The 12,347-nt window shown below is 61.1% G+C and carries 11 protein-coding genes and 2 tRNA genes; 2 read left to right on the plus strand and 11 right to left on the minus strand.

Features of this window, described 5'->3' with window-relative positions:
• Positions 1-109: 109 nt before the first annotated feature.
• The 4 genes from AC0GNR_RS01110 to AC0GNR_RS01125 all read right to left on the minus strand — a co-directional run bounded on the left by AC0GNR_RS01110 (position 110) and on the right by AC0GNR_RS01125 (position 1,766).
• Complete coding sequence (locus AC0GNR_RS01110; RefSeq protein WP_472899170.1) at positions 110-604, minus strand: flavodoxin domain-containing protein; 495 nt, start codon at positions 602-604, stop codon at positions 110-112.
• 179 nt (positions 605-783) lie between these two features.
• Positions 784-860, minus strand: a tRNA-Arg gene (locus tag AC0GNR_RS01115).
• A 66-nt stretch (positions 861-926) separates the two neighbouring features.
• Positions 927-1,003, minus strand: a tRNA-Pro gene (locus AC0GNR_RS01120).
• Between the two features lie 58 nt (positions 1,004-1,061).
• Positions 1,062-1,766 (minus strand): glutathione binding-like protein, encoded by a 705-nt coding sequence (locus AC0GNR_RS01125; protein WP_472899301.1) that lies wholly within the window; start codon positions 1,764-1,766, stop codon positions 1,062-1,064.
• 196 nt (positions 1,767-1,962) lie between these two features.
• Here AC0GNR_RS01125 and AC0GNR_RS01130 point away from each other — a divergent pair, with 196 nt between their 5' ends.
• Positions 1,963-2,502 (plus strand): hypothetical protein, encoded by a 540-nt coding sequence (locus tag AC0GNR_RS01130; RefSeq protein WP_472899171.1) that lies wholly within the window; start codon positions 1,963-1,965, stop codon positions 2,500-2,502.
• Between the two features lie 14 nt (positions 2,503-2,516).
• On the opposite strand, the gene AC0GNR_RS01135 is transcribed toward AC0GNR_RS01130, so the two are convergent.
• The 5 genes from AC0GNR_RS01135 to AC0GNR_RS01155 form a co-directional block, all read right to left on the minus strand.
• Entirely contained in the window at positions 2,517-3,776 is a 1,260-nt protein-coding gene (locus tag AC0GNR_RS01135; RefSeq protein ID WP_472899172.1) for an acyl-CoA dehydrogenase family protein, read from the minus strand.
• Between the two features lie 37 nt (positions 3,777-3,813).
• Entirely contained in the window at positions 3,814-4,899 is a 1,086-nt protein-coding gene (locus AC0GNR_RS01140) for a phosphotransferase family protein (protein ID WP_472899173.1), read from the minus strand.
• Positions 4,900-4,963: 64 nt separating this feature from the next.
• Complete coding sequence (locus AC0GNR_RS01145) at positions 4,964-5,683, minus strand: Crp/Fnr family transcriptional regulator (RefSeq protein WP_472899174.1); 720 nt, start codon at positions 5,681-5,683, stop codon at positions 4,964-4,966.
• Between the two features lie 129 nt (positions 5,684-5,812).
• A complete protein-coding gene (locus AC0GNR_RS01150) occupies positions 5,813-6,592 on the minus strand; it encodes an oxepin-CoA hydrolase, alternative type (RefSeq protein ID WP_472899175.1) in 780 nt (259 codons plus the stop codon).
• Between the two features lie 116 nt (positions 6,593-6,708).
• Entirely contained in the window at positions 6,709-8,229 is a 1,521-nt protein-coding gene (locus AC0GNR_RS01155) for a 3-hydroxyacyl-CoA dehydrogenase (protein ID WP_472899176.1), read from the minus strand.
• A 67-nt stretch (positions 8,230-8,296) separates the two neighbouring features.
• On the opposite strand from AC0GNR_RS01155, the gene AC0GNR_RS01160 reads away from it, so the two are divergent.
• The gene (locus AC0GNR_RS01160) at positions 8,297-10,447 is read left to right on the plus strand and encodes a hypothetical protein (protein WP_472899177.1); all 2,151 of its coding nucleotides are present in this window, start codon (positions 8,297-8,299) and stop codon (positions 10,445-10,447) included.
• A gap of 102 nt (positions 10,448-10,549) precedes the next feature.
• Here AC0GNR_RS01160 and AC0GNR_RS01165 read toward each other — a convergent pair whose 3' ends face one another.
• Positions 10,550-11,557: a D-2-hydroxyacid dehydrogenase family protein gene (locus tag AC0GNR_RS01165; protein WP_472899178.1), complete on the minus strand. Its 1,008-nt coding sequence runs from the start codon at positions 11,555-11,557 to the stop codon at positions 10,550-10,552.
• 289 nt (positions 11,558-11,846) lie between these two features.
• Complete coding sequence (locus tag AC0GNR_RS01170) at positions 11,847-12,212, minus strand: hypothetical protein (RefSeq protein WP_472899179.1); 366 nt, start codon at positions 12,210-12,212, stop codon at positions 11,847-11,849.
• Between the last annotated feature and the right edge of the window lie 135 nt (positions 12,213-12,347).

Raw genomic sequence — 12,347 nt, forward strand, 5'->3', positions numbered from 1 at the left:
CATCAATGTAGGCGCGTCGGGCTGCTTTGGGGATAGTGACTTACCCGTACTTGAAGCCTAAAGTATTGATGTGTAAATGGCTACTGGTGAGCACGGAAGTGGATGGCGATCAGCTTGCAGCCAGTGCAATGGGCAGCCACTCCCGGCACCAGGCCACACCCTCGGTCTCCGGTTCCGTGCCTGCCGAAGCATCGTGGAGAAAAATCTCTCCGATTCGAACGGCGCCCAGATCGGTCAAACGCTCGTCAAAACGGCGTCCGCCATTGCAAAAGGTCTGGGGGTAAGCGCTGTCACCCAGCGCGATCACGCCATAACGCACAGCGCCCAGAAAGCGAGGGTGGCTCTCCAGCGAGGCGTACAGCGCCTGGGCGTTGTCGGGCACGTCGCCCGCACCATAAGTGGATGTGCAGATGACATATAGTGCATCTTCGTCAAAGGTGCTGATGTCCAGTCCGTCCATCATCTGCACCTCGATGACATCAACCAGCTCGGCGCAGTCCATCTCAATGGCTTGCGCCACGTATTCGGCGGTGTTGGTCATCGTGCCAACAAGGATTTTGAGTTTGCGAACTTTTTTCATGGATTGACACGCAATATATTGCATGAAGCCATGAATGCCGATGGGTGAAAACCCTTGATTCCCGTTTTGGAGAATGAACGCTGTACACAGGTTTCCTCCAACGGAAATCCACAGTCCTGTTCGGTCGATAGGGGTGTGAGGGGGGGGGCTTGCGGCCATGACCCGCCACCGAAGGAGATGTGGCGGTACGCCTCGGCGAACAATGGCCTGCCCGGAGGGACTCGAACCCCCGACCTGCTGCTTAGAAGGCAGCTGCTCTATCCGGTTGAGCTACGGGCAGACAAGAACGAAGATCGCGAAGAGACAATGAAAAAAGGCCCACAGAGTGGGCCTTTTTCGTTTTCTATGGTCGGAGCGGCGGGATTCGAACTCGCGACCCTCTGCTCCCAAAGCAGATGCGCTACCAGGCTGCGCTACGCTCCGACTAAGCTTCGAATTATAGACACTTTGGAGGGGTATTTTGTGCCGCTCCTGGTTTTATTCAACGTTTTTTGTATTGGCCCTGTCCGAACAGGGTGTCGCGGGCCTTGTCGTCGGTCAGTGGCTTGCGTGCGTCCGCCAGCACCGCCACGCCGCGCTGCACGGCGGGACGTTCAGCGATCTTCTCGAACCAGTCTTTCAGGTGCGGATAATCGGCCCAGTCGATGCCCTGATTTTGCCAACTGCGCAGCCAGGGAAAAATGGCGATGTCGGCCACAGTGTACTGATTGCCCGAGATAAATTTCTGGGTGATCAACTGCCGGTCCATCACACCGTACAGCCGCTTGGCTTCGTTGGTGTAGCGGTTCACGGCGTACTCAATTTTTTCGGGCGCGTAAATGCGGAAGTGGTGCGCTTGCCCCAGCATGGGACCCAGACCTCCCATCTGAAACATCAGCCATTCCAGGGTTTTAAATTTTGCGCGGTCGGATTTGGGCAGAAGCTTGCCCGTTTTGGATGCGAGGTAAAGCAGGATCGCGCCAGACTCAAACAGGCTGATGGGTTTTCCATCGGGCCCATGAGGGTCGACCAAGGCCGGTATTTTGTTGTTGGGGCTGATCTTCAAAAATTCCGGGCTGAACTGATCGCCCTGACCGATGTTGACGGGGTGAACCTGCCAGTCGCGCCCCAACCGAAAACCACACTCTTCCAGCATGATGTGGACCTTGTGTCCGTTCGGTGTGGGCCAAGAATAGACGTCGATCATGGTTGTACGGCCTTTCGCTGTTGCATCGGATGGATCATTTTCCCAAGATTCCCAGAGTAAAAATACGCCAATGTTTGAACGCCTGAAAGCCGCCATGGGCAACCGCACGAACGGACGTGAGCGCGACGCAGCGTTGGCGCAGTGGGCTCGCGATCGGTCTCTGGACTTTGGCTCGGTTTGGGGTGGCGGTTGGGCCATGTCCGGCCGCTTGCTTGATCGGCCGTTTCGTGCCGAGCGAGCAGCGTCTACGAGGGACTACATCGACGGCATGGCGGTGTTGGCTAAAGCCGATCTCGGGCTTCGCTTTGATGGTTCGGTGGTCGTGATGAACCGTGCGCTCAAACGCGCCCTGGAAGCCCAGGCCAACAGCCTGTATTCGGATGTGACCGATACGGTGCACACCACGGCCAAGGCTTTGCCTGAAGAACTGCGTTGGTTGTCCATGTTTCGCGATGCGGGATGGGCGGGCCCGGAGAACGATTTTTGGCGTCGCTACGCGGTGCTCACCGATGCGCCCGAAATGGCGCGGCATTGGCTTGCTGGCGAGGGTTTGGAGCAGCTGATGAACTGGCCTCCTGATGGTGATGAACACATGCCCGTTGTGTTGATGCTGATGCGCGGCAAAACGTACTTGCGCATGGGAAATGCCGGGCGGGGTCACCATGGCGCCGCCTTGAGCATGCTGACAAGCTTTGAACACCTCAGCCGCCGCGCAGTGGAACTGTTTGGCCGCTAAGGGGTGGGTGTGTTTCAGCAGCCGCGCGTGACCGGCACGTCCACATCGGTCTTCACCACCATGTGCTTGGCCAGTTCCAGTTTGGCTATGGATTGGCGGTGCACTTCGTCCGGGCCGTCTGCCAGGCGCAAGGTGCGCTGGCTCGCGTAGCTGTAGGCCAGCGGGAAGTCGTCGCTCACGCCGCCACCGCCGTGGGCCTGGATGGCCATGTCGATGATGTCGCAGGCCATGTTGGGTGCCACCACTTTGATCATGGCGATTTCCGCCTTGGCCACCTTGTTGCCCACGGTGTCCATCATGTAGGCGGCCTTGAGCGTGAGCAGGCGGGCCATTTCAATTCGGCAGCGTGCGTCGGCAATGCGTTCGTGCCAGACCGACTGGGCCGACACCGGTTTGCCAAAGGCAATGCGTGTGTTTAGGCGCTGGCACATCAGTTCAAGCGCACGCTCGGCAGCGCCGATGGAGCGCATGCAGTGGTGGATGCGTCCGGGGCCCAAGCGGCCTTGGGCAATTTCAAAGCCGCGGCCTTCGCCGAGCAGCAAGTTGCCCACGGGAACGCGCACGTTTTCCAGCAGCACTTCCATGTGGCCATGGGGCGCGTCGTCGTAGCCAAACACCGACAGCGGGCGCACGATGGTGATGCCTTTGCTGTTGGACGGCACGATGATCATGGACTGTTGTGAGTGCCGGGGCGCGTCGGGGTTGGTCTTGCCCATGACGATGTACACCGCGCAGCGTGGGTCGCCGGCGCCGGACGACCACCACTTGCGGCCGTTGATCACGTACTCGTCGCCGTCGCGCTCGATGCGGCACTGGATGTTGGTCGCGTCTGACGAGGCCACTTCGGGCTCGGTCATGAGGAAGGCTGATCGAAACTCACCCTTGAGCAAGGGTTCCAGCCATTGGTCTTTCAGTTCTTCGCTGGCGTAGCGCTCAAAGGTTTCCATATTGCCGGTGTCGGGCGCCGAGCAGTTGAACACCTCGGCAGCAAACGGTACCCGACCCATGATTTCGCACATGGGGGCGTATTCGAGGTTGGACAGTCCTTCGGGTGCGCGCGGGCTTTTGGGCAGGAACAGGTTCCACAAACCAGCGGCGCGGGCTTTGGGCTTGAGCTCTTCAATCAGGGTGGTGGGGATCCATGCATTGCCCTTGGCGCGGTTGGCCGCAATTTCGGCGAAGAAGCGGGCTTCATTCGGGTAGATGTGCTCGTCCATGAAGGCGAGCAGGCGAGCGCGCATGTCCTTGACTTTGTCTGTGTAATCGAAGTTCATCGTGGCTCCTTGGGGGTGGTGATGGGGGTGTGAGGTTTCAAGACGTTTGGGCAAAGCGCCAGGCCAGTTCGGCCATGGGTCGGGCGCCCGCGGCAGACTTCACCGCCTGTGCGCTGGACGCGGTGCCGGTTTCGACCCGCTTGGCAATGCCCTGCAAGATGGCCGCCAGGCGGAACATGTTGTAAGCGAGGTAAAAATTCCAGTCGGCCTTCAACTGCTCGGGCGTGGCGAAGCCGGTGCGCTCGCAATACAGGGCGATGTAGTCGGCCTCGGTGGGAATGCCCAGCGCCTGCACGTCGAGTCCGCCAATGCCGCGAAACAAACCCGGCGGTATGTGCCAGGCCATGCAGTGGTAACTGAAGTCGGCCAGCGGGTGGCCCAGGGTGGACAACTCCCAGTCCAGCACGGCCAGCACGCGCGGCTCGGTGGGGTGGAACATGAGGTTGTCGAGCCTGTAGTCGCCATGCACCACCGACACCAGGGACGCGTCGCGCGCCATGGCCGGAATGTTGTCTGGCAGCCAGGCCATGAGTCGGTCCATCTCGGCAATGGGTTGCGTGACGGACGCCTCGTACTGCTTGCTCCAGCGGCCGATCTGGCGCTCAAAGTAATTGCCCGGCTTGCCGTAGCTTTCCAGCCCGATGGCGATCGGATCCACCGTGTGCAGGGCGGCCATGACGCGGTTCATTTCGTTGTAAATCGCGCCGCGCTGCTCGCGGGTCATGTCGGGCAGGGCTTGGTCCCACATGACCCGGCCATCCACACACTCCATGACGTAAAAGGCGCGACCGATGACAGACTCGTCTTCGCACAGCACGTGCATTTGCGCCACCGGCACGCCCGTGCCGTGCAGTGCGCTCATCACCCGAAATTCCCGCTCGATGGCGTGGGCCGATGGCAAGAGCTTGGCCACCGGGCCAGGCTTGGCGCGCATCACGTAAGACCGCTCAGGCGTGATGAGTTTGTAGGTCGGGTTGGACTGGCCACCTTTGAACATTTCCACCATCAGCGGCCCACTGAAGCTGGGCAGGTGGACTTGCAACCACTGTTGCAGGGCGGCTGTGTCAAAGACGTGCTGGTCTGACACCGGGCGGGTGCCGGTGAAATTTTCCGTATCGCTCATGCGGGAAGCCTCGTGAGAGAAAAAATAGGAGCCCAGACTCCCCGCGCCTGTTCGGCTGCAGCGTTCAGGCGTCGGCTTCGGCGATGCGCATCAGCATCTCGCGGTTGCGCACCACCAGCCCGCCCTGCTCGATGCGGATCGCGTCCTCGCGCTCCATCGACTTGAGTTCCTGGTTGACGCGCTGGCGTGAAGCGCCCAGCAGTTGCGCCAGTTCTTCTTGCGCCAGCTGCAGGCCGATGCGCATTTCGTTGCCGTCCGACAGACACGGCACACCGTAGCTGCGCACCAGGTGCAGCAGCTGTTTGGCCAGCCGGGCGCGCAGGGGCAGGGTGTTCAGGTCTTCCACCAGACCAAACAGGGTGCGGATGCGCCGCGCCTGCAAACGCATCAGCGCTTCGTACAGCTCCACATGCACGCTCAGAATCTTTTGAAAATCGTTGCGGGCCACGCAGAGCAGGGTGGTGGGACCGTGGGCGTAGGCATCGTGCGTGCGCTGGTCGCCGTCGAACATGGCCACATCGCCAAACCACACACCGGGCTCCACATAGGTCAGCGTGATCTGTTTGCCCGAGAGCGAGGTCGAGCTCACGCGCACCGCACCCTTGGCCACTGCCGTCCACTCGGTGGGCGGGTCGCCGCGGGCAACGATCAGGTCGCTGTCTTTGAATCGCTTGACGTAGGCGCATCGGAGTATGTCGTGACGCAGGGAGGGTGAAAGGCTGCTGAACCAGCGACCACTGTTGATCGCCTCGCGTTCTTCCATTGTCAGAATCGGTTCGTCCATGGGCTGTCTTATGAGTGACTGAAAACGGGATGATTGTCGCCACAGAGACCGGGCGACTGCGTGGGTAAAGTAGCCAGGGCTGTCCCGCAAGCGTCCCGTGCGCTGGGCGGGGCGGCCTGTCGCAGCGCTTCAGCGGTAGTTCGCTGGGCGCTTTTCCATGAAGGCCGCAATGCCTTCGCCCGCATTGCCGTGGTGCAGGTTGCGCACGAAGTGGTCGCGCTCATGGCCCAGTTGGGTATGCAGGCTCACGGTGGGCGCGTCGTTCGCCAGCTCTTTGATGCTGGCCAGCGCATTCGGCGCGCGCGCGCTGAGCCGCTCGCACAAAGCCAGGGCATCGCCCAGCGCTTCACCGGTGCCGCTGACCGCATTGATCACGCCCAACTGCTGCAGGCGCTCGGCCGAGATGCGCTCGCCACCCATCAACAACTGCAGCGCGGTGGCCCTTGGCATGGCGCGCATAAGGCTCCAGGTGGCACCGCCGTCTGGGGACAAACCCACGTTGCTGTAGGCCATGACGAACACGCTGTTGTGCGCGGCCACCACCATGTCGCAGGCCAATGCCAGTGAAAAACCTGCCCCTGCGCAAGAGCCTTCCACCGCGGCCACCACCGGCTTGGGAAAGGCGCGGATGGTTTCGATCCAGTTGTGCAGGCCCTCAATGCTTTGCGCCTGCACCTCGGGAGGCTGTTGGCGGTTGGCCATCAGCCGCTGCAGGTTGCCGCCCGCGCAGAAGTGGTTGCCCTCGCCGGTGATGACGACGCTGCGGACCTCGGGGCTGCTCTCTGCCACGTTGAGGGCTTCCACGCCAGCGGCATACAGGTCAGGGCCCAGGGCGTTGCGGTGTTCGGGGTTGCTGATGGTCAACACCATGGTCTGACCATGGCTGTGGCTCTTGAGGCTGGCGGTCAAGGGATACCCTTTCAAAAATTTCGCAGAGGTTGGCTGGGCTCACACCGTGGAACGGGCTGTGCCGGCCGCCGGTGTGCTCCATCCTGGGGTGAAGGCGCGAAGCGCCGCAGGGATCGTTATTCCTCCTCGTGCGTCAGGCTCAAGCCCAGGGCGCCACGGCGGCGCAGCCAGGGCGAGGGGCGGTAGCGCGTGTCGCCGTACACCGTTTGCATATTGAACAGAACTTCCAGCACATTGGTGGGCCCGATGCGATCCCCCATGGCCAGCGGACCCATGGGGTAACCCAGGCCGAGTGTCACCGCCACGTCCAGGTCTGCGGGTGTGCAGATGCCTTGCTGGCACATGTCGGCGGCAATGTTGACGATGGTGGCCACCACGCGCTGCGTGACGAAACCGCCGCTGTCGCGGATCACGCTGACGGCCTTGCCGTCGCGGGCGAAGAGGGCGTGCGCCGCATCGCGCATGTCGGGGCGGGTGGCCGGGTTGGTCGCCAGCACGCGGCGCTTGGTGGCTGCGTCGTCCAGCATCATGTCAATGCCCATCGTGCGGGTCGCGTCCAGCCGCTCCACGGCGGCGAGCGTGGTCACATCCAGACCCAGGGGCGCCACCAAAATCAGCGCTTGGCTGGACGGCGCAGCGCCGGTTTCAATGCTGGCCCCCAGATTTTTCAGCAACTGGTACAGCTCGGCGCGCCGGGCGGCCTTGGGCGACACCCAGACCGGCGGCAGTTCGGCCACCACCGGCGCAGCAGGCTCAGGGGGCACTTGGGCCACACCCGCCTCGTATTTGTAAAAGCCTTCGCCCACCTTTTTGCCCACCACACCACCTGCCAGGCGCTGCGCCGTGATCACGCTGGGGCGGTAACGGGGTTCGTCGTAATACTGTCGGTAGATGGACTCCATCACCGGGTGCGAGACATCCAGCGCCGTCAGGTCCATCAGCTCAAATGGACCGAGCCGAAAGCCCATCTGGTCCTTCAATATGCGGTCAATGGTGGCGAAATCGGCCACGCGTTCGCCCGCGACACGCAAGGCCTCGGTGCCGTAACCGCGCCCCGCGTGATTGACGATAAAGCCCGGGGTGTCTTGTGCCGATACAGGGGTATGCCCAAATTGCCGGGTGTAGTCCGTCAGTTGCTGGCAGACCACATCGCTGGTTTTCAGGCCCGCAATCACCTCTACCACCCGCATCAGGGGAACCGGATTGAAAAAATGGTAACCAGCGAGCTGGCCCGGCCGCTTCAGGGCGGCAGCAATCGACGTCACCGACAGCGACGAGGTGTTGGTGGCGAGCACAGCCGTTGGGCTCACGATGTCTTCGAGTTCCGCAAACAGACGTTGTTTTACGTCAAGTCGCTCCACCACAGCTTCCACCACCAGGTCGCACGAAGCCAGCGCGGCCACCGATTCCGCGATCTGAAGCCTGGCGACATAGGTCCCCACTTGGCTTTCATCGAGCTTGCCTTTGGTCTGCAGCGTTTGCCAGGTGCTTTGCAGCGCCTTCATGGCCGCCTCGGCAGCGCCCGATTGCACATCGAACAACAGCACTTGGCTGCCAGCCTGCGCGGCCATTTGCGCGATGCCCCGGCCCATGGCACCGGTGCCAACTATTCCCACGGTTTTAAAGATGGATTGCATATGAAAGTGTTATTCGGGTTTCGGCCAGAGCAAGCCATGACAAAATGTTCCAACATTGAAAACAAGGATGTCTGACGTGCGCCAGATCTGGGTAGGCTGTATTTTGCTATCAACTGCGGTGAGCAGTGCCGCTGTGACGCTCGGAAGGCACAGTGGCGCGGCTGTCATCGGCCGCCCGTTGGACGTGAGGGTACAGGTCTTGCTGGCACCCGGCGAAGACATTGGCGGTTTGTGTATCGGGTCAGACGTGTTTTACGGCGACGCCCAGGTGCCGGGTAGCCAGGTGCGCAGCACGCCGCAAAAAACAACATCCGAAGCGGAAGGTTTTGTCCGGATCCAGTCTTTTCAGGCCGTGAACGAGCCCATCGTCACCGTGTATGTCAGGGCGGGGTGCAACACGCCATTTACTCGGCGATTCGTTTTGTTGGCGGACCCGATCACCGAACCGGCGGTACAGCCAGCGCCTACACCCGCAACAGACGGCCGGGTCGGAGCCGGTTCCCTCGCTTCACCTGAGCGTTTGCCCTCCGTAAACGCTGCGCTTGCAGGCGGCACTGCCGCAGGTGCTCGTGGTCTCTCAGACGCCGCCCCTGCCACCATTGTTGGCGATCAACAAGCCGTTCGTGCGCCAAGTGCCAGGCCATTGGCCGATGTCCAGTCTGCCCAGCCCGTGGCTCGTCCACCCAGGCCCAAAGCGCCCAGCGTGGTGCGTCGGCCCGTGGCACCCCCGGCAGAAAACACCCCGCGTTTGCAGCTGGAGGCGGTCGATCTGAGTTTGGCGATTGAGCGCGATCCCGTGCTCAAGATGTCCATTTCGCTGTTGAGCGAGCCCACGACATCCGACGAAACCCGAGCCGCTGCCGCGCTGCTCTGGAAGGCCATCAACGCGTCTCCCGAAGAAATCTTGAGCGATGCACAGAAGCTGTCTGTGCTTGAGACCGAGTCAAAAGGCTTGCGCGATGCGGAGAACCAAAGCAAGGCGGCCATTGCCGAGCTGAGCAGCAAACTGGAGGCTGCCAAAGCCGAGCGCTACATGAACTGGCTGGTCTACCTGCTGGGTGCTGCGCTGCTGTTGGCCTTGATGGCATTGGCCGCCCTGTGGCGCCGCCGCGATCAGGCTTCGGGGGCGGACGCTGTCAAGGCTTGGTGGGCTTCTGAAGGCGGAAACAAGGCTGAGAAAGCAGCGTCCAAAGCGGCGCCAGAAGACCTTGATGTTGATCTTGACTTGGATCTTGACCTCGGCCGGGAATCTTCGTTTGGTGCCTACAAGCGCGGAGCTGCTTCTGCCAAGGGTGCTCGCAAGGGGCAAGACAGCTTGTCGCCGCTCGATGAAAGCGCACCGGCACCCTTGAGGGAAGAAAAAGAGAAGCGAGATTTTGCGCCCAGCATGATTGGCGCCTCGCGCTCGGTTGCCACCGAAGAGTTGTTCGACGTCCAGCAGCAGGCTGACTTTTTCGTTTCGCTGGGTGAAGACGAACAGGCCATTCAAGTCTTGCGCAGCCATCTCATCGAGAGCCATGAGCCCAGTGCGTTGGCCTATCTGGATCTGCTCAAGATTTACCACCGTCTTGGACGCAAAGCCGACTACGAGCGTTCACGCGAGGAGTTCAACCACGTATTCAATGCGGGGGCTCCTCCTTTTGACCAGTATTCAGACGAGAGCCTTGGTCTTGAGGCTTACGAGACCGCATTTGGACGTATTCAGGCGCTGTGGCCACAGCCCCGGGTGCTGGATGTCATCGAGCAATCCATCTTCCGGGACCCTAACGATCCCGACTCTGAGGTATTTGACCTTGAGGCCTACCGCGAGCTGTTGCTGTTGCATGCGATGGCCAAGGACATGATCAAGCGCGATGTGGCGGCAGCCCATGCGCCCAACGACTTTCAGCACACGGCTGTTCAGCCGTTGAAGGCCGCTGGAAAACTCATTGCATCTGCTGAGGCCGCAGGGGGGCGCGATACCGAGCCCTTTGACACCGCACCGCCAGCTTCTCCGCGCCTGGGTCTCGATGTTGATTTGAACGATTTGTCAGAGTTTTCAGCATTCGAAGCCTCTTTGCCGGAGGTGTCCGTGCTGGTGGAGCCAACAGCCCAGCCAGAACCGCCACCACGAAGCGCGGGCCGTGAGCCGATGGACAATCTGATTGATTTCGAGATGCTTGACTTCATGACCGATGAGGATGTCAAGCCCGCTCCGAAGCCGTCTGACAAAGCTTGAGGTTGGTTGTGCTTTGACGTCTTGAGCTAACGGACTGATGGGAAAAAGCCGGGCTAGCCCGGCTTTTTTATGCGCGATTTCTGCCAGCTCGATGGCTTGGTATCAGCGTCGAACCTGTAGGGCGCCCGGGTTCACGATGTTGGTGGGTGTGCCCTTGATGTAATTGACCACATTGTCAAAGGCTGAGGCAAAGTAAGCCTCGTAGCTGTCTTGCTCGACATAGCCGATGTGCGGTGTGCAAATGCAGTTTTCCAGGCGCAGCAGCGCGTGCCCTTGAAGAATTGGTTCTGATTCAAATACGTCCACGGCTGCCATGCCGGGGCGCCCGCGGTTCAGCCCAGCCAGCAGCGCCTCGGGTGCAATGAGCTCAGCCCTGGATGTGTTCACCAGCAGCGAGGTGGGCTTCATGCGCGAAAGGTCTTCCAGCGTCACGCAACCAGCACTGCTGTCACCCAGGCGAAGGTGGAGCGAAAGCACATCGGCCGTTTCAAAGAAACCTTCTTTGCTGGTGGCCACATCGTAGCCGTCAGACAGCGCCCGAGCCCGCGATGTTTCGCTGCCCCAGACGATGACCCGCATGCCAAACGCCCGGCCGTAGCCCGCCACCAGAGAACCGATGCGTCCATAGCTCCAGATGCCCAGCGTTTTGCCTTTGAGTGCCATGCCCAGCCCGAAGTTGACGGGCATGGACGCGGCCTTGAGGCCCGACTGCTGCCAGGCACCGTGCTTGAGGTTGGCTGCGTACTGGGGGATGCGGCGCATGGACGCCATGATCAACGCCCAAGTCAGCTCAGCTGTGGACACCGGCGAACCCACGCCCTCAGCCACCGCAATCCCCCGTTCGGTACAAGCCGCCACGTCCAGGTGCGAGCCGACGCGCCCAGTCTGAGCGATCAGCTTCAAGCGCGGCAATTTTTCAATCAGCTGCCGCGTGACTTGCGTTCTTTCCCGAACCAGCACCAAGACATCTGCATCACGCAAGCGCACAGCCAGTTGACCCACGCCCTTGACCGTGTTGGTGAAAACTTTGGCCGGGTAAGGTTCCAACTTTTCGGCACAACGCAGCTTGCGGACAGCGTCTTGATAATCATCAAGGATCACAATATTCATGGGCTCTATTGTGCCCGCATGCCCAAGTGCGATTGCTGTGCGGTACGCACCTGGTTACCTTGTGAAGTGCGCTCCAACCAGTGCGGCCCTCAGTGCGGTGCTCAAGAAATGTCTACACGGCGAGCGCATCTCCGTCTCGGTCAGCTTGCGGCGCTGTCAATACCCGCCATTGTCTCGGCTATGTCTGCGGTTCACGCCTTGCAACCCCTACTGATAAGGGGGCGTGCACCGGGGTGGGACTTGTTCCGCATCGCCGGGGTGGGCGTTGGCTTGTCGTTGTGCAGGGCTCTCAGGCGCGCTGACGGCGTGCTTGGTTTTCGAGCGCAGCGAGCCTGTCGAGTTCGGCACACACATCGTTGATGCGTCCGGAGATCACGAGGCGGGCGTCCATTCGGCAACTTGCGCCAGCGTCGGTGTTGCGCACCACACGCACCCGAGATGGCCGGTGCGCCGATGGCGCATGCGGGCTGGTCGGGTCATTTGCCGCTGCGGCAGCGGCTGTGGTGGTGTTGCGACCGAGCCAGCCCGCGCGGGTGAACAGTTGCACAACTTTCGGGGCGGTCTTGGCTTGCTTAATCACAGTAGGTGCGGGCAGCCAGCTGTCGATGAGCTGCAGCGGCGCGCGCCAAGTGTTGGTCGTGAAACGGATTCCCATGCGAAACTCCAAAAGGGGTTGAACACAGGCAGGATTGCTAAAGGAATCGCCAACGCAGGGTTGTGCCGTTCAGGCAGTGCAAAAACCGCCTTCCGGACCAAACGCCCGCCACCTGCTGAGGCGACGTGAACCCCT

The sequence above is a fragment of the Hydrogenophaga sp. LT287 genome, from assembly GCF_055702805.1.